This window comes from Micromonospora sp. NPDC048170 (genome assembly GCF_040652795.1).
In the GTDB taxonomy this organism is placed as follows: Bacteria; Actinomycetota; Actinomycetes; order Mycobacteriales; family Micromonosporaceae; genus Micromonospora.
In genome coordinates, this window is record NZ_JBEZMR010000004.1 from 385,710 (window position 1) to 410,230 (window position 24,521).

21 protein-coding genes are annotated in these 24,521 nt (G+C 73.6%); 13 read left to right on the forward strand and 8 right to left on the reverse strand.

Annotation, left to right across the window (positions count from 1 at the left end; all coding sequences use genetic code 11):
• Positions 1-12: 12 nt before the first annotated feature.
• Entirely contained in the window at positions 13-246 is a 234-nt protein-coding gene (locus AB0D32_RS10315; protein WP_074474066.1) for a hypothetical protein, read from the reverse strand.
• Positions 247-490: 244 nt separating this feature from the next.
• Positions 491-2,101 (reverse strand): RNA polymerase sigma factor, encoded by a 1,611-nt coding sequence (locus AB0D32_RS10320; RefSeq protein WP_357087317.1) that lies wholly within the window; start codon positions 2,099-2,101, stop codon positions 491-493.
• A 286-nt stretch (positions 2,102-2,387) separates the two neighbouring features.
• On the opposite strand from AB0D32_RS10320, the gene AB0D32_RS10325 reads away from it, so the two are divergent.
• Positions 2,388-3,203, forward strand: a complete 816-nt coding sequence (locus AB0D32_RS10325; protein ID WP_357087319.1) for an inositol monophosphatase family protein — start codon at positions 2,388-2,390, stop codon at positions 3,201-3,203.
• 271 nt (positions 3,204-3,474) lie between these two features.
• On the opposite strand, the gene AB0D32_RS10330 is transcribed toward AB0D32_RS10325, so the two are convergent.
• Positions 3,475-3,990 carry a LytR C-terminal domain-containing protein gene (locus tag AB0D32_RS10330; protein ID WP_357087455.1) on the reverse strand — a complete coding sequence of 172 codons (516 nt, stop codon included), beginning with the start codon at positions 3,988-3,990 and terminating at the stop codon, positions 3,475-3,477.
• 434 nt (positions 3,991-4,424) lie between these two features.
• On the opposite strand from AB0D32_RS10330, the gene AB0D32_RS10335 reads away from it, so the two are divergent.
• Positions 4,425-4,721: a DUF4193 domain-containing protein gene (locus AB0D32_RS10335; protein ID WP_007075406.1), complete on the forward strand. Its 297-nt coding sequence runs from the start codon at positions 4,425-4,427 to the stop codon at positions 4,719-4,721.
• 136 nt (positions 4,722-4,857) lie between these two features.
• Positions 4,858-5,730 carry a hypothetical protein gene (locus AB0D32_RS10340; protein ID WP_357087321.1) on the forward strand — a complete coding sequence of 291 codons (873 nt, stop codon included), beginning with the start codon at positions 4,858-4,860 and terminating at the stop codon, positions 5,728-5,730.
• A 114-nt stretch (positions 5,731-5,844) separates the two neighbouring features.
• Here the strand turns inward: AB0D32_RS10340 and AB0D32_RS10345 are convergent, their stop codons facing one another.
• Positions 5,845-6,345 carry a DUF3093 domain-containing protein gene (locus AB0D32_RS10345; RefSeq protein ID WP_357087457.1) on the reverse strand — a complete coding sequence of 167 codons (501 nt, stop codon included), beginning with the start codon at positions 6,343-6,345 and terminating at the stop codon, positions 5,845-5,847.
• Positions 6,346-6,435: 90 nt separating this feature from the next.
• Between AB0D32_RS10345 and dut the strand changes: the two genes are divergently transcribed.
• The 4 genes from dut to AB0D32_RS10365 all read left to right on the forward strand — a co-directional run bounded on the left by dut (position 6,436) and on the right by AB0D32_RS10365 (position 8,960).
• Positions 6,436-7,032 (forward strand): dUTP diphosphatase, encoded by a 597-nt coding sequence (gene dut / locus AB0D32_RS10350; protein ID WP_357087323.1) that lies wholly within the window; start codon positions 6,436-6,438, stop codon positions 7,030-7,032.
• 25 nt (positions 7,033-7,057) lie between these two features.
• Positions 7,058-7,726: a DUF3710 domain-containing protein gene (locus AB0D32_RS10355; protein WP_357087325.1), complete on the forward strand. Its 669-nt coding sequence runs from the start codon at positions 7,058-7,060 to the stop codon at positions 7,724-7,726.
• A gap of 126 nt (positions 7,727-7,852) precedes the next feature.
• The gene (locus tag AB0D32_RS10360; RefSeq protein WP_357087327.1) at positions 7,853-8,233 is read left to right on the forward strand and encodes an OB-fold nucleic acid binding domain-containing protein; all 381 of its coding nucleotides are present in this window, start codon (positions 7,853-7,855) and stop codon (positions 8,231-8,233) included.
• 31 nt (positions 8,234-8,264) lie between these two features.
• Positions 8,265-8,960 (forward strand): DUF3159 domain-containing protein, encoded by a 696-nt coding sequence (locus AB0D32_RS10365; protein WP_357087329.1) that lies wholly within the window; start codon positions 8,265-8,267, stop codon positions 8,958-8,960.
• A 10-nt stretch (positions 8,961-8,970) separates the two neighbouring features.
• On the opposite strand, the gene AB0D32_RS10370 is transcribed toward AB0D32_RS10365, so the two are convergent.
• Both AB0D32_RS10370 and AB0D32_RS10375 read right to left on the reverse strand, forming a co-directional pair.
• On the reverse strand, positions 8,971-9,660 hold the full coding sequence (locus AB0D32_RS10370; RefSeq protein ID WP_357087332.1) for a TrkA family potassium uptake protein: 690 nt from the start codon (positions 9,658-9,660) through the stop codon (positions 8,971-8,973).
• Positions 9,661-9,662: 2 nt separating this feature from the next.
• Positions 9,663-10,328 (reverse strand): TrkA family potassium uptake protein, encoded by a 666-nt coding sequence (locus AB0D32_RS10375; protein WP_357087335.1) that lies wholly within the window; start codon positions 10,326-10,328, stop codon positions 9,663-9,665.
• A gap of 162 nt (positions 10,329-10,490) precedes the next feature.
• Here AB0D32_RS10375 and AB0D32_RS10380 point away from each other — a divergent pair, with 162 nt between their 5' ends.
• The 4 genes from AB0D32_RS10380 (at position 10,491) to dxs (ending at position 17,091) form a co-directional block, all read left to right on the forward strand.
• Entirely contained in the window at positions 10,491-12,566 is a 2,076-nt protein-coding gene (locus AB0D32_RS10380; protein WP_357087338.1) for an APC family permease, read from the forward strand.
• Positions 12,563-13,846 carry a TRAM domain-containing protein gene (locus AB0D32_RS10385; protein ID WP_357087340.1) on the forward strand — a complete coding sequence of 428 codons (1,284 nt, stop codon included), beginning with the start codon at positions 12,563-12,565 and terminating at the stop codon, positions 13,844-13,846. The genes AB0D32_RS10380 and AB0D32_RS10385 overlap by 4 nt, the downstream gene beginning before the upstream one ends.
• Complete coding sequence (locus tag AB0D32_RS10390) at positions 13,843-15,012, forward strand: anhydro-N-acetylmuramic acid kinase (protein ID WP_357087342.1); 1,170 nt, start codon at positions 13,843-13,845, stop codon at positions 15,010-15,012. The genes AB0D32_RS10385 and AB0D32_RS10390 overlap by 4 nt, the downstream gene beginning before the upstream one ends.
• Positions 15,013-15,147: 135 nt before the next feature.
• A complete protein-coding gene (gene dxs, locus AB0D32_RS10395) occupies positions 15,148-17,091 on the forward strand; it encodes a 1-deoxy-D-xylulose-5-phosphate synthase (RefSeq protein ID WP_357087344.1) in 1,944 nt (647 codons plus the stop codon).
• 242 nt (positions 17,092-17,333) lie between these two features.
• Here the strand turns inward: dxs and AB0D32_RS10400 are convergent, their stop codons facing one another.
• Complete coding sequence (locus AB0D32_RS10400) at positions 17,334-18,530, reverse strand: hypothetical protein (protein WP_357087346.1); 1,197 nt, start codon at positions 18,528-18,530, stop codon at positions 17,334-17,336.
• Positions 18,531-18,737: 207 nt separating this feature from the next.
• Between AB0D32_RS10400 and AB0D32_RS10405 the strand changes: the two genes are divergently transcribed.
• Positions 18,738-20,837 (forward strand): hypothetical protein, encoded by a 2,100-nt coding sequence (locus AB0D32_RS10405; protein ID WP_357087348.1) that lies wholly within the window; start codon positions 18,738-18,740, stop codon positions 20,835-20,837.
• Positions 20,837-22,627, forward strand: a complete 1,791-nt coding sequence (locus tag AB0D32_RS10410; protein ID WP_357087349.1) for a hypothetical protein — start codon at positions 20,837-20,839, stop codon at positions 22,625-22,627. Before AB0D32_RS10405 ends, AB0D32_RS10410 begins: the two co-directional genes overlap by 1 nt.
• Before the next feature lie 4 nt (positions 22,628-22,631).
• On the opposite strand, the gene AB0D32_RS10415 is transcribed toward AB0D32_RS10410, so the two are convergent.
• Positions 22,632-24,470: a hypothetical protein gene (locus tag AB0D32_RS10415; RefSeq protein ID WP_357087460.1), complete on the reverse strand. Its 1,839-nt coding sequence runs from the start codon at positions 24,468-24,470 to the stop codon at positions 22,632-22,634.
• Positions 24,471-24,521: the final 51 nt, after the last annotated feature.

Here is a 24,521-nt window from a genome sequence, read left to right on the forward strand (position 1 = left end):
GGTCTGCGGATCTCAGTTCGCCATCAGATCGGCGCCACGCCAGCTGAACTCCGGGTCCGTCGCGAACCGTACGGTGATCTTCACGAGATCCTCCGCGTACTTGTTCGCGTGGTGCCCACAGAACACCAGCTCGCTCCCACCCGCCAGAGTGATCCGGAGCTTGCCGGCAGCATTGCAGCGGTCGCACCGTTCATCGGCGGCTGGGGGAGCCACCGTCTCGGGCGGCGGCGTGAGGGTCGGGGTCATCGCCTTCCTCCTCTGGTCGTCACCGATGAACACTCTCTTCGGTCGTTGCTCACCTATCGTGCAACACCCTGTCCCGGCGCTGCCTTCCCTGTGTGCCCGCGGGGGACCGAGGTCACACATGGCAGGGACAGTGTGCCGTGCACCAAGGGTGCCACGTCAACGATCACAATCGTGCAACCGAACGATCACCTTCCGACGTTGCACGCCAGGTGGTCAAAACGACACGTTCAGTTGACGATCGCGATCAGTCCAGGTAATCCCGGAGCACCTGCGAACGCGACGGGTGACGCAGCTTGGACATCGTCTTGGACTCGATCTGCCGAATGCGCTCCCGGGTCACCCCGTAGACCTGGCCGATCTCGTCCAGCGTGCGCGGCTGGCCGTCGGTCAGGCCGAACCGCAGGCGTACCACACCTGCCTCACGCTCGGACAACGTCTGCAGCACCTGCTGGAGCTGGTCCTGCAGGAGCGAGAACGAGACCGCGTCGACCGCGACGACGGCCTCGGAGTCCTCGATGAAGTCACCGAGCTGGCTGTCGCCCTCGTCGCCGATGGTCTGGTCCAGCGAGATGGGTTCCCGGGCGTACTGCTGGATCTCCAGCACCTTCTCCGGTGTGATGTCCATCTCCTTGGCGAGCTCCTCCGGGGTGGGCTCACGGCCCAGATCCTGGAGCAGCTCGCGCTGGATGCGGCCGAGCTTGTTGATGACCTCGACCATGTGCACCGGGATGCGGATGGTGCGGGCCTGGTCGGCCATGGCCCGGGTAATGGCCTGCCGGATCCACCAGGTGGCGTACGTGGAGAACTTGTAGCCCTTGGTGTAGTCGAACTTCTCGACGGCGCGGATCAGGCCGAGGTTGCCCTCCTGGATCAGGTCGAGGAAGGCCATGCCGCGGCCGGTGTAGCGCTTGGCCAGCGAGACGACCAGCCGGAGGTTGGCCTCCAGCAGGTGGTTCTTGGCGCGCTCGCCGTCCCGCGAGATCCAGCCCAGATCCCGCTGCATCTCGCGGGTGAGCTTCTCCTCGCCCTCCTCGGCCGCGCGCAGGCGCTCCGCGGCGTAGAGCCCGGCCTCGATCCGCTTGGCCAGCTCCACCTCCTGCTCGGCGTTGAGCAGCGGGACCTTGCCGATCTGCTTCAGGTAGGCCCGGACCGAGTCGGCGGAGGCGGTGAGCTCCGCGTCGCGACGCGCCTGCTTGAGCGCCTCGGACTCCTCGTCGTCCCACTCGAAGTCGTTGTCGCTGGCCGAGTTGGCGGCGTCGGTCTCGGCGGCCCGGGTCAGCTCCGCGGGCTCCTCGACGACCACGTCCTCGATCTCGGCGGCGAGCTCCTCCGGGTCGATGTCGCCCTCGGCGCCCTCGCCCTTGGCCTTGCCGGCGGCCTTGCCCGGCTTGGCGCCGGCCGCCGCGACGGTGGCCTTGGTGGCCCGGGTCGCCTTGGCCGCCTTCGCAGGCGCGGCGGCCTTGGCGGCCACCTCGGCGGTGGTGCCGGCGGCCTTGCGGGGGGCGGCCTTGCGCGGGGCGGGCGCCGGGGCCTCGTCCGCGGCGGGCGCCTGCTTCGGGGCCGGGGCGACGGCCTTCTTGGTGGTCTTGGCGGTGGTGGCCCGGGACGCCGGGGTGGCCGATCGTGCGGCGGCGACGCGGCGGCGGGTGCTCGCCGAGCCGTCCACCACCACGGTCACTCCCGCCTCGGAGAGCGCCCGCAGGATCTTCTTGGCCTGGGCCGGAGTCACCTCGGCGGACTCGACGGTGCGCGCGAGCTGAGCCGACGTGAGCTGGCCGCCGGCGCTCTGCGCGTGGGCGATCAGAGTGTCGGTGAGCGAGCGAACGTCGGCGCCGGTCTGGCGGGGTTCTGTCACGAATGACCTTCCGGAGGCGAAGAGCGACACGGCCGGGTTGTCCGACGCAGAGCGGGCACCTTGCCGGGCGATGTGGTTGAGGCGCCCCCGTGTCCCGGGCCGGCCGGTCGTTGGCGGTCCGTCGCAGCGTGGGCAGGGGTGAATTGTAACGCCGTCTGCGGCGATCATCCGTCGCCGCACGGTGGACCGGCGGTGGGGACCGCCGATTCGGTGCAGATGTGGACTTTGTAAGGATGGTACCGCGCGTGACCCGGAACACCCCGGCCGTGCGGGAAGGGGACGAACGATGGATCGCTCGGTGCCGTCGGAGCTGCTGGAGATCGCGGTCGACGTGGCCCGGGCCGCAGCCGCGACCGCGTACCGGATGCGGGTCGAGGGTGTCTCGGTGGCCGCCACCAAGAGCACCGTCACCGACGTGGTGACCGCCGCCGACCGGGCGGTCGAGCGGCAGGTGGTCGACGCGCTGCGCCGGCTGCGGCCTGGCGACGCCGTCCTCGGCGAGGAGTACGGCGCGGGGGAGAGCGGGCCGGTCGTACCCGGCGGTGTCCGCTGGATCGTGGATCCGATCGACGGCACCGTCAACTACCTCTACGGGATCCCGCACTGCGCCGTGTCGCTGGCCGCCGAGATCGACGGCGAGGTGGTCGCCGGGGTGGTGCGCAACGTCAGCACCGGCGAGGAGTGGACGGCCACCGCCGGCGGGGGAGCCTGGCGCGACGGGGAGCGGCTGCGCTGCTCCACGGAAACCGACCTGGGTCAGGCGCTGGTCGGCACGGGATTCGGCTACGACCCGGGGCGCCGGGCGCACCAGGCCCGGGTGCTCGCCGGGCTGATCCCGCACATCCGGGACATCCGCCGCTTCGGCGCCGCCGCGCTGGACCTCTGCATGGCGGCCGAGGGGCGGGTGGACGCCTACTTCGAGAAGGGGCTCGCCGCCTGGGACCAGGCCGCCGGCGCCCTGGTGGCCACGGAGGCCGGGCTGCTGGTCGCCGGGCTGGGCGGGCTGCCGGCCGGTCCGGACCTGGTGATCGCCGCTCCGGCCGCGCTGTTCGGGCCGCTGCACGACCGCCTCGCCGACCTGGACGCCTCAGGCGGCCCCTGACCCGGCCCGCACCGGGTCCACCCGATCGGCCGGCACCACGCCCCGATCGGGTCGGCGCTGATCCCCGAACGGCCCGATTCTTGTTCCGATCGGCTCGGCGGCTGTGTCCCCGGCCGGCCCGCTTGGTGTCCTCCGGCGGGCCGGTGCGGTGTTCCTGGCCGGCCCGCCCGCGTCCTCCGACCGGGTCGGCTCCGCGCCCCGCGGCCGGTCGGCTCCGTTTGCCCCGAGAGGCCGGTGCCGCGCCCCCGGCGGGACCGGGGGCGCGGCGCGGTCAGTCGTCCTTGGGCTTCGGGCAGGAGCCGGCCGGCGCGACCGGCGAGCCGAGGTCGCCCAGGGACTGGTTGACCTCGGTGGTGGTGGCGAGCTGCTGGAAACTGCTGCCGAGCACCACGTCGACGACGTCGTCGGTGCGCTTGGCGTCGTACTCGTACTCGGCGTTGTCGAGGAAGTACGCCCGCAGCAGGTGTGCCGAGCCGACGCCATTCGGGCCGTAGCGCAGCACCGCGATGTCGTCGATCTGCTTTTTCTCGTTGCCGACCTTCTTGACCTGGAACTTGCGGTTGCGGAAGTCGTCCGCCACGGTGCTGGCCCGACCCGGTTCGTCGGTCGCGTTGTAGACGTTGATCTTGACGTCCTTGGTCTCCCGCAGGGTGACGTCGGCCAGTGGCCAGCCCTCGGGGCAGCTTCCGGCGAGGCCGGCGCTGCTCTGCGTGTCGCGGACCAGTGCGACGACCACGAAGACGAGGGCCAGCACCGCCAGCAGGCCGACGACAACGAGTGCTCGCACTCGTGCAAAGCTCATCAGGGTGCTCCCCGGACAGTGGTGGGTGGTGGCGGCCGCCGGTGGGTCGGGCCGCCCCGCCGGCCGTCGAGTACGCCGCTGAGGTTAACGGTTGTCCGGCCGTCGCGTGGAAACAGCCGGACATGCCGGCGCGCCACCCGGGAACCGGGTAGTACTACCCCTATCTTCGTGTCGCCTGAGTCACATTGGGAACAACTTCGCGTGCGGGGGCGTACATCTCAGCCACGAGGGCGGTATACATGCCTCGCCCAAAGGGGGGGTATGTTCCGCGCTCGTCAGGTGTTCCTTGGGGATGCCTCCGTCCGTGCTGTCTTCGGGTCGGGTGACCGACACAAGTGGTGGCCGGCCAGCGGAACCGAAACAGCGTCGTCCGGCGTTACAACCGGAAGCGACAACATCGATATGGGAGAGTGAAACCGATGGCCACCGACTACGACGCCCCGCGTCGCGACGAGGTCGACCTCGGCGAGGACAGCCTGGAAGAGCTCAAGGCCCGACGCGTCGACTCACAGTCGGGCGCCGTTGACGTCGACGAGGCCGAGGTGGCCGAGAGCTTCGAGCTGCCCGGCGCCGACCTGGCCGACGAGGAACTCACGGTCAAGGTGCTGCCGATGCAGCAGGACGAGTTCCGGTGCGCCCGCTGCTTCCTGGTGCACCACCGCAGCCAGTTGGCGGTCGAGCGCAACGGCGAGCTCATCTGCCGCGAGTGCGTCTGACACCGTGCGTCCGCACCAGCGGCGGCTCCCCCGGCGGGGCCGCCGCTGCTCGAGTCGTGCGGCACTCCGGGGGACCTGCTTGACTCGTTGACGGACGACCGTCATGTCGACGTCGGTCCATTCGGGAGGGCGGACCATGAGCGATCGGAGCGAGTCCGGCGGCACGCGTGGCGTCGACCCCGCCCGGGCCGACGGCGTGGGCGAAACCGGCCCGCCGGATGACCACGCCGACGGCGTGTCCACCCGCGGCGCGGACGACGAACTGGGCGTCACCGTCGCGGCGCTGACCGCCGACGACATCGAGCCGGCCCGCAGGCGGCAACTGCTCGGCCGGCTCGTCGGGCAGGCGCGGGCCCGCGGGCTGAGCGACCTGTTCAAGCCGAAGAGCGCGGTGCGCTGGATGGTCGACACCGTCGCCGAGATCGCCCCGCACGTGCCCGTACGCGATCTGGCCACCCTGCGCCGGCACTTCGACGGCCTGGACGGCGAGGCGCTGGCCGAGCGGCTGGTGCGCAACGCCGCGCGGACGACGGCCGGGATCGGCGCGGCGGGCGGGGGAGTGGCGGCGGTCGAGTGGACGGTCGCTCCGACCCTGCTCTCCGCGCCGGTGCTGCTGGCCGCCGAGACGGTCGCCGTGGTGGCCGTCGAGCTGAAGCTGATCGGCGAGCTGCACGAGGTCTACGGCGTTCCGGTGCCGACCGGCGGCACCGGCCGGGCGGTCGCGCTGGTGCAGTCCTGGGCCGGCCAGCGGGGGGTCAACCCGATGATGCCGGGTGTCGGGGTCGGCGCCGTGCTGGGCACCGCCGCGCGCAAGGAACTACGCGACATGCTGCTCAAGCGCTTCGGCCGCAACCTGACCACCCTCGGCCCCTTCCTCACCGGGGCGGCGGTGGCCAGCTACCTCAACCGCCGGGCCACCCGGACGATGGCGGACCAGCTCCGCAGTGACCTGCGCCGCCAGAGCGTGGCCCTGCCGGGCGCACCGCCGGCCCTGCCCGGCGCCAGCTGAGCCGGCCAGGGCCGAGCCCGGAACGCGGCGGTCGAGCCCGGCACGGCAAGAGGAGCCCGGGACGGCGGTGGCGCGTCGAGCGGCTCAGGAACGGGCGGCTCAGGAACGGGCGGCTCAGGAACGGGCGGCGTCGCGGGCGGCGAGGAGCGCCTCGGCCAGCTCCACCGGGCGACGGGTGCTGACCACCCAGAACGGGGTGGGGTCGGCCGAGTCGTCGAGGACCACCTGGACGGCGCCGGGGACCCACGGCCGCTGCACCACGAACGCCAGCGGGTCGGCGCCGACCCCGAGCACCTCACGCCGGCCGGCGGCGTCCAGCGGGACGACGTCGGCGACGAACCGGACCGGCAGCCGGGCGTCGTCCACCAGCAGTTCGCCGTCGCGTACGGCGATCCGGATCCGGCCGAGCCAGACCAGGCCGGCGACGGTCGCCGGCAGGAGCACCGCGAACGGCAGCCAGGCGCGGACGCCCGGCGCCCCCATCCAGACCTCCAGGGCGAGCAGCGCGGCCACGGCCAGCCCGCCCAGCCACAGCCACCAGGGCAGGCCGAGCCGCTCGGTGTGCTGCGGGGGCGCCGCGGCGGGCGACGCCGGGGACGGCGAGGATGGCGACAGGCTCACTCCTGTGAGGGTACGGCGCACGACGGTCGACGGAACCGGCAGGATGGCAGGGTCACCCCAGGAAACGGACGGAAGAGGGGAACCGTGACCGACGTCGTACCCGTGCCCGTACGGCAGCTCGACCCTGAGTTGCCGCTGCCGGCGTACGCCCATCCCGGTGATGCCGGGGCAGACCTGGTGGCGGCGGCGGACGTCGAGTTGCCACCCGGCGGCCGGGCCCTGGTCCCGACCGGCGTGGCGATCGCGTTGCCCGAGGGCTACGTGGGCCTCGTCCATCCCCGTTCGGGGCTCGCGGCCAGACTCGGCGTGACGGTGCTCAACGCGCCCGGTACGGTCGACGCCGGCTACCGGGGTGAGATCCTGGTCAACCTGATCAATCATGATCGGGACACACCGGCGAAGATCTCCCGTGGCGACCGGATCGCGCAGCTCGTCGTGCAGCGGGTGGCGTGGGCGGACTTCCGGCCTGTGCCCGAGCTGCCCGCGTCCCGGCGCGGGACCGGCGGGCACGGCTCCACGGGCGGCCACGCCGGCCTGGTGCCGTCCCCAGCGGCTGTCGGGGCGGGCGGTGGGCAGGGCGCGGCCCCGGCGGCACCGGACGGACGGCGGGTGCCGGACGCGCCGGAGCGACGGGAAGAGCGGGACCGGGCAGGCGGACGGACGGAAGAGGTGGCAGGGTGAGCACGAACAGCGGAGGGTTGGCGCAGTGATCTTCTCCCGTAAGCGGGACGATGCCGGACGGCACGCCCGTGACGAGCGGACGACCGAGGTCCTCGACTCCCACGAGGAGTCGGCCCCGGCCCGCGGCCCCTACGACATCTCGGAGGCGCCCGAGGGGGTGCAGCGGCTCGACCTGGGCAGCCTGCACATCCCGGCGGTGCGCGACGTCGAGGTGCGGGTGCAGGCCGACCCGGAGGGCGTGATCCAGCAGGTCGTGCTCGTGCACGGCCCGAACGCGCTCCAGCTCGGCGTCTTCGCCGCGCCGCGCTCCGAGGGCATCTGGGACGAGGTGCGCGAGGAGATCCGCCAGTCGCTGTTCAACGACGGCGCGGCGGCCCAGGAGGCCCAGGGCGAGTACGGCACCGAGCTGCACGCCCGGGTGCGCACCCAGGACGGCCTGACCGCACTGCGGTTCGTCGGCATCGACGGACCGCGCTGGATGGTGCGCGGTGTCTACCAGGGCGAGGCGGCCACCGACCCGCTCGCCGCCGGCCCGCTCGCCGAGTGCCTCGACGGCCTGGTGGTCGACCGGGGCCAGGAAGCCAAGCCGGTGCGTGAGCCGCTGCCGCTGCGGCTGCCCCGTGAGGTGGCCGACCAGGCAGGCGACGGGGCACCGGCGGACGGCAACGCCGCGCCCGCTCCCCGCGAGGCCTGACCGTCCGTCACGACGCGCCGGGACGGGCCCCGTCGGCGTACGCTGGCGGGACGGTTCCGGCGTCGCCGGGGCCGGCCCGGATGCCGGCGACGCGTCGGCCAGCGTGGAGAGGGTGACGCGGAGGTCATGTCGACCGACGAGGGCCAGGGGTCGCTGCGCCGCATGCTGCGCCGGCTCACCGCGAGCGAGGCGGAGATCGAGGCGCAGGAGCTGCGCCGGGAGAGCGCCGAGCACGGCGGCGTCCCGGCCGGGCAGTGCAGGCGGGGCCAGGTGGTCTCGGTGGCCGGTCGGCTCCGCACGGTGGTCTACACCCCGCGGACCAACCTGCCCACGCTGGAGGCGGACCTCTACGACGGCAGCGACGTGGTCACCCTGGTCTGGCTGGGCCGGCGGCACATCGTCGGGATCGAGCCCGGCCGGCACCTGACCGCGCGCGGGCGGGTCGCCGTGCGGGACGACCGCAAGGTGATCTACAACCCGTACTACGAGCTGGAACCGCCGAAGTGACCCGGTGGCCGCGGCGGACGGAAGGCATGCGATGACGACGGGACAACACCGGGCGGCACAGCCGGCGAGCGGTCCGCAGGGCGACCCGCAGGACGAGGAACGGCTGCCCAGCCTCGCCGAGCAGATGGCCGACCAGCTCGGCGGCTGGCGGGGCCTGGTCGAGTCCAGCATCCCGGTGGTCGTCTTCGTGCTGGCCAACATCCTCGGCGAGCTGCGGCCCGCCGTGATCGCCTCGGTGGCGGTGGCGCTCGTGATCGCCGGTCTCCGGCTGGCCCAGCGCCGCCCGATCCGGCACGCGGTCAACGGGCTCTTCGGCATCGCCGTCGGCGCCGCCATCGCCTGGCGTACCGGCGACGAACGTGACTTCTACCTGCCCGGCATCCTCTACGGCATCGGCTACGGGCTGGCCCTGCTGGTGTCGGCGGCGGTCCGGCAGCCCCTCGTGGGGTGGATCTGGTCGGTGCTGGTGGCCAAGGGCCGCTCGGAGTGGCGCGACGACCCGCGCCTGGTGCGGACCTTCACCGGGCTCACCGTGCTCTGGGGCGTGGTGTGGCTGGCCAAGGTCGGCGTGCAGGCCGGGCTCTACCTCGCCCACCAGGACACGGCCCTCGGCGTGGCGCGGCTGGCGCTGGGCTACCCGCCGTACGTGCTGCTGCTGCTGATCACCGTCTGGACGGTCCGGCGGGTGACCCGGGAGCCCCAGCCGGAGGCGCTGCCCGGCGCCTGAGCCGCCCGCCTCAGCGTTGCCCGCGGGTGCGTTCGACGCTGTCCGCGCCGAGCATCACCGTGCGGACGGCGTCCTCGACCTCCGCGGTGCACACGAAGATCAGCTCGTCGCCGGCCTCGATCGAGTCGTCCGGAGTGGGCACCAGCACCCGCTTGCCGCGCAGGATCGCCACCAGCGCGGAGTCGCGGGGCAGCGGGATCACGCGCAGCGGCTCGCCGACGTACGGCGCGGCCTCCGGCAGGGTGATCTCCACGAGGTTCGCCTCACCCTGGCGGAACGTCATCAGCCGGACCAGGTCGCCGACGGTGACCGCCTCCTCGACCAGGGCGGCCATCACCCGCGGCTTGCTCACCGCGACGTCGACGCCCCACTGCTCGGTGAAGAGCCACTCGTTCTCGGCCCGGTTGACCCGCGCCACCACCCGGGGCACCGCGAACTCGGTCTTGGCCAGCAGCGAGACCACCAGGTTGACCTTGTCGTCCCCGGTGGCCGCTACCACCACGTCGCAGCCGGCGAGGTCGGCCTCCTCCAGGCTGGTCAGCTCACAGGCGTCGGCCAGTACCCAGTCGGCGGCCGGCACCCGGTCGGGCCGGAGCATCCTGGGCTGGCGCTCGATGAGCATCACCTGGTGGCCGTTGTCGATCAGCTCCTGGGCGATCGAGCGGCCCACGTTGCCCGCCCCGGCGATGGCGATGCGCATCCTCACAGCCCTCCTTCCGGCGGCGCCGCCGCCACCGACGTGACCGTCGCCGCCATGTCGTCGGTGACCAGCATGAAGAGCTGGTCGCCCTCCTGGACGACGCTGGACGGGGTCGGCAGCGTGCCGATGCCGAAGCGGATCAGGTACGCCACCCGGGCCCCGGTCGCTGCCTCCAGGGCGCGTAGCGACCGGCCGACCCAGTCCTTGTGCACCGGCACCTCGATGATCGACACGGTGCTCGTCGCGTCCCGGAAGATCTCCACGTTCCCCTCGGGCACCAGGTGCCGCAGCATCCGGTCGGCGGTCCACCGGACGGTGGCCACGGTGGGGATGCCGAGCCGCTCGTAGACCTGCGCCCGGCGCTGGTCGTAGATCCGCGCCGCCACCCGGGACACGCCGAACGTCTCACGGGCGAGCCGGGCCGAGATGATGTTGGAGTTGTCGCCGCTGGAGACGGCCGCGAAGGCGTCCGCCCGCTCGATGCCGGCCTGCCGGAGCACGTCTCCGTCGAAGCCGGCGCCGGTGACGGTGATCCCGGCGAAGTCGGGGCCGAGCCGGCGGAAGGCGTCGGCGTCCTGGTCGATGACCGCGACCGAGTGCCCCCGGGACTCCAGGCTGTGGGCGAGGGTCGAGCCGACCCGGCCACAACCCATGATCACGACATGCACCACGTCCCTCCTCAAGGTGCGCAACGCCCCGCCGGTGAACGTGTCGTCTGCGAGCCTGCCACGTTCCCGGTGTGGACGCGGACCGACGGTACTCCGCCGCCGCACGCCGCCGTGATCGACCGCCCCGCGAGGCCAGCCCCGGGGGTCGTACGCTTGGCGGTTGTGGCCAGACCCACCTCGCTGCTGAAGCGGCTGCTTCTCGGTCGACCGTTCCGGTCCGACCGGCTGAAGCACACGCTTCTGCCCAAGCGCATCGCGCTGCCCGTGTTCGCGTCCGACGCGCTCTCCAGCGTCGCGTACGCGCCCGACGAGATCCTGCTGACCCTCTCCATCGCGGGCGCCTCGGCCTACTTCTTCTCGCCGTGGATCGCCCTGGCCGTCGTGGTGGTGATGCTCACCGTCGTGGCCAGCTACCGGCAGAACGTGCACGCCTACCCCTCCGGCGGCGGCGACTACGAGGTGGCCACGGTCAACCTCGGTCCCCGGGCGGGAGTCGCGGTGGCCAGCGCGCTGCTGGTCGACTACGTGCTCACGGTCGCGGTCTCGGTCTCCTCCGGGGTGGCCAACCTGGGCTCGGTGGTGCCGTTCGTGGCCACCCACAAGGTGCTGATCGCGGTCTGCGCGGTGGTGCTGCTGACGGCGGTGAACCTGCGCGGCCTGCGGGAGTCGGGGACGGCCTTCGCGATCCCCACCTACGGCTTCATCATCGTGATGGTCGGGATGCTGCTCACCGGGCTGGTGCGGGTCTTCGTGCTCGGCCACGACCTGCGGGCGCCCAGCGCCGGCCTGGAGATCCAGGCCGAGCACAGCGTCACCGGCTTCGCCCTGGTCTTCCTGCTGCTGCGCACCTTCTCCTCGGGGTGCGCGGCGCTGACCGGCGTGGAGGCGATCTCCAACGGGGTGCCGGCGTTCAAGGCGCCGAAGAGCCGCAACGCGGCCACCACGCTGCTGCTGCTCGGCACCATCTCGGTGGCCATGCTGGTCGGCATCATCTGGCTGTCCCGGCTCACCGGCCTTCAGTTCGTCGAGAACCCGAAGCTGCAGATCGTCTCCGGCCCCGAGGGGTACGTGCAGAAGACCGTCACCACCCAGCTCGGGGAGACGGTCTTCGGCTCCGGCTCGGTGCTGCTCTTCGTGGTCGCCGGCATCACCGCGCTGATCCTCTTCCTCGCCGCGAACACCGCGTTCAACGGCTTCCCGGTGCTCGGCTCGATCCTCGCCCAGGACCGCTACCTGCCCCGGCAACTGCACACCCGCGGCGACCGGCTGGCCTTCTCCAACGGCATCGTCTTCCTGGCCGTCGCCGCGATCGTGCTGATCGTCGGCTTCCAGGCCGAGGTGACCCGGCTCATCCAGCTCTACATCGTCGGGGTGTTCGTCTCGTTCACGCTCTCCCAGGCCGGGATGATCCGGCACTGGAACCGGCACCTGAAGACGGCACGGGATCCGCAGGCGCGCCGGCGGATGGTCCGCTCCCGCGCGATCAACGCCTTCGGCATGGCGATGACCGGCACCGTGCTGGTCATCGTGCTCGTCACGAAGTTCCTGCTCGGCGCGTGGATCGCCATCGCCGCGATGGCGATGATCTACATGCTGATGCTGGCCGTCCGCCGGCACTACGACCGGGTCGCCGCGGAGCTGACCCCGCCGGACGAGGGCCGCGCCGTGCTGCCCGCCCGCAACCACGCCGTCGTGCTGGTCAGCAAGCTGCACAAGCCGACGCTGCGGGCGATCGCGTACGCCCGGGCCACCCGGCCGGACACGCTGACCGCGGTGACCGTCAACGTCGACGAGAAGGACACCCGGGAGTTGCAGCAGGAGTGGGAGCTGCGGGACCTGCCCGTCCCGCTGACCGTGGTCGACTCGCCGTACCGGGAGATCACCCGCCCGATCCTGAACTACGTGGCCGGCGTACGCCGGGAGTCGCCGCGCGACGTCGTCACGGTCTTCATCCCGGAGTACGTGGTGGGGCGCTGGTGGGAGCACCTGCTGCACAACCAGAGCGCGCTGCGTCTGAAGGGCCGGCTGCTCTTCGAACCGGGTGTGATGGTGACCAGCGTGCCGTGGCAGCTCGCCTCGACCGCCGGCAAGGACCTGGACCGGCTGGACGCCACACTGACCCGGGGGCCTGCGCGCGGCCCCCGGGTCGCGCCGCGCGGCACCCTGCCGCCGAGCGTCCCGCCGGTCGTCTCCGCGCCGCCCGGCGAGCGCGGCCCGAGTGAGGAAGGTGGGCGATGACAGCGCACGGGGAGGGCCAAGGGCTGGAGGAGGCCGAGCGGGTCGAACTGACCGTCGGGGCGGTCGCGCCGGGCGGGCACTGCGTCGCGCGGGTGGACGGCCAGGTGGTCTTCGTCCGGCACGCGCTGCCCGGCGAGCGGGTGGTCGCCGAGGTGACCGAGGTGCACCGCGGGTTCGTCCGGGCCGACGCGGTGACGGTGCTCCAGGCCGCGCCGGACCGGGTCGAGCCGCCCTGCCCGTACGCGAAACCGGGCCGGTGCGGCGGATGCGACCTGCAACACGTCGCACCGGCCGCCCAGCTCGACTGGAAGGCGACGGTGGTGCGCGAGCAGCTCACCCGCCTCGGTGGGCTCACCGACGCCGACCTGGACGCCCTCGGCGTCCGGGTCGAGGCGCTGCCCGGCGGGCCGCTCGGCTGGCGCTCCCGGGTCCGCTACGCCGTCGACGGGGCGGGCCGGGCCGGCCTGCTCAAGCACCGCTCGCACGAGGTCGTCCCGATCGACCGCTGCCTGATCGCCCACCCGGCGATCCGGGAGCTGCCCGTGCTGGCCCCGACCGGGGCGCGCTGGCCGGACGCCGACACGGTCGAGACGGTCGCCTCCAGCGGCGGGGACGTGGCGGTGACCGCCGTCGCCGACGGGGTGCCCCACCCGGTGAGCGGCCCGGACCGGGTCCGCGAGATGGCGGCCGGCCGGAAGTGGACCCTGCCGACGTCGTCGTTCTGGCAGGTGCATCCGGCCGCCGCCGACACCCTGGTCGACGCCGTGCTGGAGTTGACCGACCCACGGCCGGGGGAGCGGGCCTGGGACCTCTACGGCGGGGCGGGACTCTTCGCCGCCGCGCTGGCCGGCCGGGTCGGCGACGCGGGTCGGGTCACCCTGGTCGAGTCGGCCGCGTCGGGCGTCGCCGCCGCCCGGGAGAACCTGCGCGACCTGCCCCGCGTCGAGATCGTGTCGGCCCGGGTGGAGACCGCGCTGGCCCGCCGCCGGATCACCGGCCCGGTCGACGTGGTGGTGCTCGATCCGCCGCGCTCCGGCGCGGGCGCCCGGGTGGTGCGGGACGTGGTGGCCGCCGGTCCGCGCGCGGTGGCGTACGTGGCCTGCGACCCGGCCGCCTTCGCCCGCGACGTGCGCACCTTCGCCGGGCTGGGCTGGCGGCTGGCCGCGCTGCGCGGCTACGACCTGTTCCCGATGACCCAGCACGTCGAGCTGGTCGGTCTGCTCCTCCCGGATGCGGACTCCTCTACCGGAGCCGACAGGAAGGGACACCTCCTCACATGAAGATCGTCGGGTTGATGTCGGGGACCTCGTACGACGGGGTGGACGTGGCCGCGGCCGAGTTCACCGTCGACGGGGAGACACTGCTGCTGCGCCCGCTGGGGCACCGCGGGCTCGACTACGACGACGAGCTGCGCGCCGGGATCGGCGCGCTGCTGCCGCCCGGGAGCACCACGATCGAGGCGGTCTGCCGGCTGGACAACCGGCTCGGCGAGGTCTTCGCCGAGGCGGCGGCGGTCGGCGTCGAGCTGGCCGGCGGGGCGGTCGACGCGGTGGTCTCGCCCGGGCAGACGGTCTTCCACTGGGTCGCCGACGGGCGCGCCCGGGGCACCCTGCAACTGGGTGCCGTCGCCCGGGTGGCCGCCCGGGTCGGCGTACCCGTGCTGAGTGACCTGCGCTCGGCCGACGTCGCCGCCGGCGGGCAGGGCGCGCCCCTGGTGCCGGCGTTCGACGCGCTGCTGCTCGACCCGGCGGACGGCGCGGCCCCGCGCGCGGCGCTCAACCTGGGCGGCATCGCCAACCTCACGGTGGTCGCGCCGGGCGCGCCGGTGCTCGGATACGACGTCGGGCCCGCCAACGCGCTGCTCGACGCCGCCGCCCGCCGCCTGCTGGGCCGGCCCTGCGATGTCGACGGCGCCCGCGCGGCGGCTGGTCGGGTGCATCCCGGCCTGCTCGCCGCGCTGCTCGCCGAGCCGTACTACGCGGCGCCACCGCCCAAGTCGACCGGCAAGGAGCTGTTCCACGCCGGCTACCTGGACGCGCGGCTGGCCGCCCTCGGCGAGCCGGTGCCGGCCGACGACGTGCTCGCCACCCTGACCGAGCTGACCGCCCGGGTGGTGGCCGCCGAGTGCGACCGGCACGGCGTGGTGGAGGTGGTCGCGGCCGGCGGCGGGGTGCGCAACCCCACACTGACCGCCCGGCTGGCCGCCCTCGGGGCGGGGCGCTGGCGGCTGCGCACCACCGACGAACTGGGCATCCCCGCGCAGGCCAAGGAGGCGTACGCCTTCGCGCTGCTGGGCTGGCTCTCCTGGCACGGGCTGCCCGGCGCGCTGCCCTCGGTGACCGGTGCCGCCCGGGCCGCCGTGCTGGGTTCCTGGACCCCGTCCGGGCCGGCGTACCGGGGCGCGGCCGCCGTCGCGGCGCCCCGTCGGCTGCGGGTCGCGGACTGATCCGGGTACGCGGTCGGCCGGCGCGCGTCGGCCGACCGTGGATCCCGGCCTGACCAGGCGCTCAGTGTCCCCGGCCGGTGGAGAGGCGTCCGGGCCAGGCTGCGGAGTACCGTGCGGCCGATAGACTCTTGCCCCATGAGCGTTGAAGAGGGCACGGTCCACCACACCGGGCTGCTGGCCACCGTCCGGAGCCCGCAGGACGTCAAGCGGATGTCCGCCGAGGAGTTGGACGTCCTCGCCGCCGAGATCCGTGACTTCCTGATCGCCAAGGTCTCGCGCACCGGCGGGCACGTCGGCCCCAACCTGGGCGTGGTGGAGCTGACGCTGGCCATGCACCGGGTCTTCGACTCCCCGCGCGACCGGTTCCTGTTCGACACCGGCCACCAGGCGTACGTGCACAAGATCGTCACCGGGCGGCAGGCCGGCTTCGACCGACTGCGCCAGCGCGGCGGACTCTCCGGCTACCCGAGCCAGGCCGAGAGCGAGCACGACCTGATCGAGAACTCGCACGCCTCGACCGCCCTGTCGTACGCCGACGGCCTGGCCAAGGCGTACAAGCTGCGGGGCGAGCCGCGCAGCGTGGTCGCCGTGGTCGGCGACGGCGCGCTCACCGGCGGCATGTGCTGGGAGGCGCTGAACAACATCGCCACCGCCGGCAACCCTCTCGTCATCGTGGTCAACGACAACGGCCGGTCCTACGCGCCGACCATCGGTGGGCTGGCCGACCACCTCTCCTCGCTGCGGCTCAACCCCGGCTACGAGCGGGTGCTCGACACCGTCAAGGAGGCACTCGGCTCGACGCCCCTGGTCGGCAAACCGATGTACGAGGTGCTGCACGCGGTCAAGCGGGGCATCAAGGACGCGGTCGCCCCGCAGGCGATGTTCGAGGACCTCGGCATCAAGTACGTCGGCCCGGTCGACGGCCACGACCGCGAGGCGGTCGAGTCGGCGCTGCGCGCGGCGAAGAACTTCGGCGGCCCCGTGATCGTGCACGCCGTCACCCGCAAGGGCTACGGCTACCGCCCGGCCGAGGAGGACGAGGCCGACTGCCTGCACGGCCCCGGTGGCGCGTTCGACGTGGAGACCGGCAAGCTGGTCGCCGCCCCCTCGGTGAAGTGGACCCACGTCTTCGCCGACGAGCTGGTCGCGATCGCCGACGAGCGGCCCGACGTGGTGGGCATCACCGCCGCCATGGCCGAGCCGACCGGCATCGCCAAGCTGGCCCGCAAGCATCCGAACCGCGTCTACGACGTGGGCATCGCCGAGCAGCACGCGGCCACCTCGGCCGCCGGCCTGGCCCTCGGCGGGCTGCACCCGGTCGTGGCGGTCTACGCGACCTTCCTCAACCGCGCCTTCGACCAGGTCCTGCTGGACGTGGCGATGCACCGGCTGCCGGTGACCTTCGTGCTGGACCGGGCCGGGATCACCGGCCCCGACGGGCCCAGCCACTACGGCATGTGGGACATGTCGGTCTTCGGGGTCGTACCGGGCCTGCGGATCGCCGCGCCCCGCGACGCCGCCACCCTGCGCGAGGAGCTGCGCGAGGCGGTGGCCGTCGACGACGGCCCCACCATCGTCCGCTTCCCGACCGGCACCGTCGCCGCCGACCTGCCGGCCGTACGCCGGGTCGGGACGGTCGACGTGCTGGCCGAGTCGGCGCGTAAGGACGTGCTGCTGGTCGCGGTCGGCTCCTTCGGCCAGCTGGGCATGGAGGTGGCCACCCGGGTCGCCGAGCAGGGCTACGGGGTCACCGTGGTCGACCCCCGCTGGGTCCGCCCGGTCCCGGCCGAGCTGGTCGAACTGGCCGCCGGCCACCGGCTCGTGGTCAGCGTCGAGGACGGCGTCCGGGTCGGCGGCGTCGGCGACGCCCTCGGCCAGGCGATGCGGGACGCCGACGTCCGGGTGCCGCTGCGCGACCTCGGCGTACCGGCCGACTGGCACCCGCACGGCACCCGCGCGCAGATCCTCGCCGACCTCGGCCTGACCGCGCAGGACGTGGCCCGCGACGTCACCGGCTGGATCTCCCGGCTGGAGGCCGAGCCGGTCATCGCCGTCGACGACGCGCCCGCCCAGAACTGAGCCCCTGACGCGCGCGGCGGGTGCCCCGGAACCCCCGGGACACCCGCCGCGCTCGCTCTCTACCCCGCGCTCGCTCTCTACGCCGCGCTCGCTCTACGCCGCGCTCGCTCTCTACGCCGCGATCTTGCAGTTTCGGCCCTCGGTTTGTCGTATCTGTCGCCTATGTCGGGGCGGAAACTGCAAGATCGACGCGGGCTTAGGGGTGGGGGCGCGGGGCGCGGGGCGAGGGGCGCGGGGGGAGGTCAGCGGTGGGGGGTCAGGGAGCGGTAGTGGGTCTTTTCCGCCTCGGCGAGGCTGAACGTCTCCGAGCGGGTCGGCATCGGCACCACGGCAAGGCCCGGACGGTCCACCAGTCGGGGCGTGTCCGGCGGCGTCGACAGTGCACTGTCGGCGGTCGACCGCCAGCTCAGTACGGCCAGCGGCTGCCCCGGCACCGGCAGTGTGTACGTCTGCAACGGGTTGGACCGGTCGGCCGGGGAGACCACCGGCGCGCCCCCGTCGGCGGGGCGGTACACCACGGCGGTCATCGTGCCGTCGGCCGTCTCCCAGCTCAGCTGCTCCAGTTCCGCCGGCTCGCCGCCGCCGAGGGCGACCTCGCCCAGGGTGCGTACGGTCAGCTTGGCCATCGGCCAGGACGACGGCACCGAGAGCGGCGCGTCCCGGTCGCCGATCCGTCGGGGGACGCTGCCGAACGGGCCCTCCTCGCCGGCGAGCACGCAGGTGTCCAGGCCGGTGAGGGCGCGCTTGCCGGAGCCGCTCTCGTCCCGCACGAGGGGGTAGCGCGGGTCGGTGGTGCCGGTGCCGAGATCCAGCAGCCGGTCGGCGGCCCGGCCCCGGGGCAGCGCCTTGGTGGCCCTGAGGGTGGCGGTCACCGGCACCGCCCGGCAGGCCGGCACGTTCACCGGCTCGGTGAGGCCGTCGGCGTTGCGCAGGGCGCGGCCGTCCGGCCCGAGCAGCCGCTGCACCCGGCTCGACGTGAGATAGCGTCGCCCGTCGGAGGTGTGCACCGGGAGCACGTCGGAGTAGACGAGGTAGCCGGGATCGGTGTACTCGGCGGCGCGGGTGACCGCGTACCGGCCGTCCTCGGCGGTGACCTGGAGCAGCCAGGAGGCGCTCTCGCCGGGCACGTCCGCGGCGACCAGGGTCAGCGGCGTGCCGCCGACCTCGCCCGACCAGAGGACCCCGGACGTGGGCAGGTGCACCCGGTCGTCGGCCGGTGACCGCCAGTCGCGTACCGCCCCGGTCACGGCGGACCTGACGGCGGCGTCGCCCGCCAGGGTGCCGCGAGGCGGCCAGACCGCGAGGTCACCGTCCAGGCTGTCGTACCCGACCCGCAGCTCGCCCGGCTGCCGGTCAGCGACCGGCCCGCAGGCGGTCGCGGTGAGCAGCAGGGTCAGCAGTGCGGTGGCCGTGATGCCGCGTCGGCGGACTGGAGCCACCTGTACGCCCCCTCGATCGCCTCAGCCGTCGTTTCAGCCTCAGCCGTCGTTCAACGGAAAGCGCCATAGTACGAGATGTCGGATCACCGGGACGCGGCACCTCGCCCACGGTCCGTGTGCAGGTCGCGGGCCGTGAGCGATGTCGACCACAAAGGACACTGCCGCGGTTTCAGGGTGATTGTCCCGCTCGGGTAGACTCCGCCGACTGTGACGCCTGCCGAGACCCGCGCCGAATCCTGGTCGGAATCCGACGCCGCCGCGGCCCCCGCGTCCGAACCCGTGGCGCCGCCCGTGGACGCAGGTGGCCGTACGCCGAACGGGGGCGCCTCCGCCGACGGCGCTGACGCCCCCGGCGCGACCGTCGCCACCGCGTCGGCCGGCGCCGCCCCCGCCGAAGCCGCCGCCCCCGCCGGGAAGGCCACCGCGTCGGCCGTCGCCGCTGATCCCGAAGCCGCCGCCCCCGCCGGGAAGGCCGACGCCGCTCCTCCCAGAGCCGCCGCCTCCACCGGGGCGGCCGGTGCCGCTGCTTCCGGGGAGGCCGGCGGGGCGGACGGCGCGGCCCGGCCGCGGCGGTGGGGCCGGCGGCGGCAGGACCTCACGGTCTTCGGCTTCTTCCTGCTCGCCGCGGTGTGGGTGACCAGCCAGATCTGGGTGGACCCGGCCGGCCGGGTGGCCTCGCTCTACAGCAGCGACCCGGCCCAGGTGCAGTTCTTCCTCGCCCACTCGGTACGTGTGGTGCTGCACGGCGAGTTCCCGTTCTTCACCGAGCAGTTCAACTATCCCGACGGGGTCAACCTGATGGCCAACACGGCCATCCTCGCCCTGGGCATCCCGATGGTGCCGGTGACGCTGCTCTTCGGCCCGGCCGTGACCTTCGTGGTGCTGGTCACGCTCGCGCTCGCCGGCACCGCCTCGGCCTGGTACTTCGTGCTCTCGCGGCACGTCGTGCGCAGCCCGCTGGCGGCGGCCGTCGGCGGCTGGTTCTGCGGGTTCTCGCCGGCGATGCTGTCGCACGCCAACTGGCACCCCAACATCATCTCGCAGTTCCTGCTGCCGTTCATCGTCTGGCGGGTGCTCGTCATCACCCGGTCCCGGCGACCGTGGCGCGACGGCGTGCTGCTCGCCCTGATGGTCACCGCCCAGGCGTTCATCAACGAGGAGATCCTGCTCTTCACCGCGCTCGCCTGCGGGGTGTTCCTGCTCGCCGTGCTCGCCCAGCGGCCCCAGCTCTGGTCGGCGGCCTGGCGACCGCTGGCCAAGGCCCTCGCGACCTGCGCCGTGCTCGCCGGTGCGCTGCTGGCGTACCCGCTCTACATCCAGTTCGCCGGGCCGATGGCGTACCACGGCCTCAGCGACGCGGTCCGCGACTACGGCAACGACATCGCGGCCTTCTTCGCGCCCGGCTCGCCGACGATCGGCGGCGCCGAACGCGCGAACGTCAACCTCGCCCCGAACTACTCGGAGGAGAACGCCTTCTTCGGCTGGAGCCTCTCCCTGATCGCCGTCGGCATCGTGGCCTGGCTGCGGCGGGAGGTGCTCGTGCGGGCGCTCGCCGCGACCGGGATGTTCTTCGCCGTGCTCTCCCTCGGCGAGCGGGTGTCCTGGTGGGACCGCGAGCTGATCACCGGGCCCTGGGAGTGGCTGGTCCGGCTGCCGCTGCTCGACGCGGTGGTGCCCACCCGGTTCGGCCTGATCACCAGCGTGGTGATCGGCATCCTGCTGGCACTCGCCGTCGAGCGTTCGCGGACGCTGCCGGTGCAGCCGCGGACGCTGCGTACGCTCACCGTGGCCGGACTCGTCCTCGCGTTGCTGCCGATCGCGCCGATGCCGCTGAAGGTGACCTCCCGCCCGGCGGTGCCGGAGTTCATCACCGCCGACCGGTGGCGCGGATACGTCGGGCCGGACCAGACCCTGGTGCCGATCCCGGTGCCGAACATGGGCCACACCCACGGGATGCGCTGGGCCGCGTCCACCAACCTCGACTTCAAGATCCCCGGCGGCTACTTCCTGGCGCCGCGCAACGGCAACACCGGCGACCCGGGCCGCTTCGGCGGCCGGCCCAGCGGCGTCGGGCAGCTGCTGGAGGAGGTCGCCTCGACCGGTCGCATCCCGAAGCTGGACGACCGGCAGCGCCGTCGCGCACTGGACGAGCTGCGACACTGGCGGGCGGCGATCCTGGTGCTCCCGGTCGGCCAGCACCACTCCGAGCAGCTGCGGCGTACCGTCGAGCAAGTGGTCGGTCCGGGCCGCCGGGAACTGGACGTCTGGGTCTGGGACGTCCGGGCGTTGACCCACCAGTCGACCTGATGGCCGCCCCGGCGGCGACCGACACCGCCGGGCCGGCGCCCGCCCGCCGGTCCCGCCGGCTGCCGGTACGCGCCCCCGACGCGCTGGTGGTCGCCGGCTACCTCGCCCTGGCGGTGCTGCTGACCGTCGGCCAGTGGGGACGCCCGGGGCGGCTGTTCCACCAGGCGGGGGACCAGATCCTCTTCGAGTGGATGCTGGCCCACGCGGCCAGGGCGGTGACAGGCCTGGAGAACCCGCTGTACAGCACCGGGCTGAACGCCCCGGACGGGGTGAACCTGATGGCCAACACCTCGGTGCTGGGCCTGGGCGTGCCGCTGACGCCGGTCACCCTGCTCTTCGGCTCGCAGGTCGCGTTCCTGGTGGCCGTGGTCTGCTGCCTCGCCGGCACCGCGACCGCCTGGTACGTGCTGCTGCGCCGCCGGCTGGTCGACTCCCGGGCGGCGGCGGCCGTCGGAGGGCTGTTCTGCGGCTTCGCCCCCGGCATGGTCGCGCAGGCCGGGGCGCACCTGCACATGGCGGCGCAGTTCCTGGTGCCGGTGATCCTGGCGCTGGTGTTCCACCCGGACCCGCGCCGGGTGCGGCGGCACGGGACGCTGCTCGGGCTGCTGGTGGCGTACCAGGTCTTCCTCGGCGAGGAGGTGCTGGTCTTCCTGGTCCTCGCCGCCGGGACGTTCGCCCTGGCGTACGCGGCGGCGGACCGGGGAGCGGCCCGCCGGCTGGCGCCCGCGCTGCTCGGCCGGCTCGGGGTCGGGGTGGCGGTCGCGCTGCCGCTGCTGGCGTACCCGCTGTGGTTCCAGTTCTTCGGCCCGGGCCACTACCGGGGGATGCCCTTCCACGCGTACGGCTACCAGCTCGACGCCGCGTCGTTCACCGCCTCGGCCCGGCAGACGGTGCTCGGCGACGACCACCTGCCCGGCCTGCTCGCGCCGAACCCCACCGAGGAGAACTCCTTCTTCGGGCCAGGGCTGCTGGTGCTCGCCGTGGTGATCGTGATCTGGCAGTGGCGCCGGCCGCTGGTCCGCGCGCTGGCCGTCTGCGGGCTGCTCTTCGCGCTGCTCTCGCTCGGCGGGCAGGTCCGCCTGGGCGGCACGCACACCGGCATTCCCGGGCCGTACCGGCTGGTCGCCGAACTGCCACTGCTCGACCACGCGGTGCCGGCGCGATTCCCGCTGGTCTGCGTCCCGGTGCTGGGCATCCTGCTCGCGCTCTCCCTGGACCGGCTCCGCCCCGACGCCGCAGCGGGAGCACGGGCGGGCGGCGTGCCGGTGCGGCTGCTCTGGGGCGGGGCGGTGGCCGCCGCGCTGCTACCGCTGATCCCCACCCCGATCCGCACCGTGCCGGCCTGGCCGGTGCCGGCGTTCGTGGCCGAGGGCGGCTGGCGGGCCCACGTGCCGCCCGGCCGGACCCTGGTCCCGGTGCCGCCGGTGACCGGCGCCGGGGTCAGCCCGGCGATGCTCTGGTCGGCCCGCACGGGGCTGGCCTTCCCCGCGCCGGGCGGCTACTTCATCGGCCCCCGCGCCGCCGACGACCCGGCCGCCCGCTGGGGAGCCCCGGACCGTCCCACCGCCGCACTGCTGCGCCGGGTGGCCGAGACCGGTGAGGTGCCGGTGGTCACCGACCGGCACCGCCGGCAGGCGGTCGAGGACCTGCGCCACTGGCGCGCCGCCGTGGTGGTCCAGGGTGGACTGCACCACGGCGACCCGGTGCGCCGTACGGTCGACGCGCTTCTCGGCCCCGGCCGCGAGGTGGCCGGGGGCCACGTCTGGGACGTCCGTCCCCTGGTGGGTTGACGGCTCAGCCGACGAGCGGCCGGACGTCCCACAGCCAGACGTCGTCGACGCGCTGGGGCGGGCCGATCAGCGCCGTCATCAGCTCGCGCAGGGCCGTCTCGCGCGGATGCGCGCCGAGCACGACCACGGACGCCCGCCAGAAGCGCAGGTCCTCGACCGCCTGCCGGCGGTTCTCTGCGGTGAGCGCGGGCACGGCGTTCTTGTCCATGGTGGAGTAGACCAGCGTGCTGGTGGGCCGGTTCGGTGCCCCGAAGACCCCCTCGCCCAGCTCGTTCGGCCCGATGAAGTAGCCGCCGGGAATGGGGAAGGCGTGCTGCGTCAGCGCGCTCCACCGCAGCGTGGGCAGGCCGTGCACGTTGCTCGGGATCGGCAGCGGCACCAGGGTCCGGCCTTCCGGCACGTACGGGCGCCAGCCGCCGGCGGTGATGAAGTGCGGCGGCGGGTCAACGGGCTGCGCGGGCAGCGGGCGTGGGAACAGCGGCAGCACGGCGAGCGCCACGGCCGCGTACCCGACCGGCCGTAGCCAGCGGCGACGCGGCCCGGCGGCGTCGGTGTCGTCGCCGGCACGGGGGGCGGGGACCGGCGGGCGACCGCCGCCGGCGACCGCGTCCCAGGCCAGGGCGAGCAGCACGCCGAGCGCCGCCGCCACCACCAGGGCCAGTCGGGTCGGCATCATCATCTCGACCAGCGGCAGGTCGTCGGAGATGTAGGCCCACGGGCCGTCGGTCTCCGTCTCCACCCCGTTGATCCGCACCTTCGGGCCGATCGAGGCCACCGTGAAGACCACCACCAGCACCGCGAGGATCCGGGCGGTGAGCGAGCGGCGGACCAGCAGCACCAGCGCCACCACCGACAGCAGCACCAGCGGCCAGCCGAACCAGGTGTTCTGCTCGGTCAGCCCGATGGTCTTCTCCACCGCCTCGTCGCCGGCCACGGTGTCCCGGGCGAAGGTGACGAACGCGGCCAGGTCCTCGCCCCAGCTGTGGAAGACCCCTCCCTGCAAACCCCGGTAGGACTGCGGGCCGTTGAACTGGAACCAGATCGGGTAGGCCGTCAGCACCAACGCCAACCCGCCGCCCACACCGAGCGCGGCGGCGAAGGTGCCGGCCACCGCCCGCGTCCGCGCCGGCCGCATGACCGCGTACGCGACCACGACGACCAGGCAGGCCAGCGCGGTGAGCAGCAGCATCTCCTCGTTGATGAAGATCTGGTACGCCACCAGCAGGCCCAGCACGATTCCGTTGCGCCGCCACCGGCCGGGCTCGCCGAGCCGGAGCACCCGCACCACGATCAGGGGCAGCAGGAAGTTCGACACGAAGTTGGGCTGGCCGTTGGCGTGGTGCACGATGCCCGGCGCGAAGCCGAGGAACGCGCCGCCGACGAAGGCCGCCGCGCGCGAACGCACCAGGTGCCGCGACAGCATCCAGTACGACGTGCCGGCGGTCGCGGCCAGCGCGCCGCCCAGGTAGAGCGCGTACATGACCTGGGGGCCGAGGAGCATGGTCAGCGGCGCCAGCGGCAGCGTCACCCCGAGCAGCGAGGTGTTCGCCATCATGTTCACCCCGTCCGGGGCGTTCTGCCGCTCGGTGAACAGCGGGTTCTCCAGGTGCCGCACCGAGTACGCGCCGTGCGAGAAGAGCCACTCGAACCAGCTGTGGTCGGTGGGCAGGTGCGACGACACCCGGTGCTGCACGTCCACCCAGTAGTTCAGGCACACGAAAACGCCGAGCAGGACATAGGCTCCGATGGCCAACATGTCGGCGCGGGACGGCCTCCGCCGGGGCCGGCGTGTCGGCTCGGCCGCGATGGGCTCGGAGACGGAGTTCAGCGAGGGGTCTACCACCGGCACAGCCACGACGGGCCATCGTACAGGCGTTCCCGCGTCGCTTTTGCC

Coding starts and splice junctions, on each gene's coding strand:
- AB0D32_RS10315 (WP_074474066.1), bottom strand. CDS start 246: ATGACCCCGACCCTCACGCCGCCGCCCGAGACGGTGGCTCCCCCAGCC.
- AB0D32_RS10325 (WP_357087319.1), top strand. CDS start 2,388: ATGGATCGCTCGGTGCCGTCGGAGCTGCTGGAGATCGCGGTCGACGTG.
- AB0D32_RS10335 (WP_007075406.1), top strand. CDS start 4,425: ATGGCCACCGACTACGACGCCCCGCGTCGCGACGAGGTCGACCTCGGC.
- AB0D32_RS10340 (WP_357087321.1), top strand. CDS start 4,858: ATGAGCGATCGGAGCGAGTCCGGCGGCACGCGTGGCGTCGACCCCGCC.
- AB0D32_RS10360 (WP_357087327.1), top strand. CDS start 7,853: ATGTCGACCGACGAGGGCCAGGGGTCGCTGCGCCGCATGCTGCGCCGG.
- AB0D32_RS10365 (WP_357087329.1), top strand. CDS start 8,265: ATGACGACGGGACAACACCGGGCGGCACAGCCGGCGAGCGGTCCGCAG.
- AB0D32_RS10370 (WP_357087332.1), bottom strand. CDS start 9,660: ATGCGCATCGCCATCGCCGGGGCGGGCAACGTGGGCCGCTCGATCGCC.
- AB0D32_RS10385 (WP_357087340.1), top strand. CDS start 12,563: ATGACAGCGCACGGGGAGGGCCAAGGGCTGGAGGAGGCCGAGCGGGTC.
- AB0D32_RS10390 (WP_357087342.1), top strand. CDS start 13,843: ATGAAGATCGTCGGGTTGATGTCGGGGACCTCGTACGACGGGGTGGAC.
- dxs (WP_357087344.1), top strand. CDS start 15,148: ATGAGCGTTGAAGAGGGCACGGTCCACCACACCGGGCTGCTGGCCACC.
- AB0D32_RS10410 (WP_357087349.1), top strand. CDS start 20,837: ATGGCCGCCCCGGCGGCGACCGACACCGCCGGGCCGGCGCCCGCCCGC.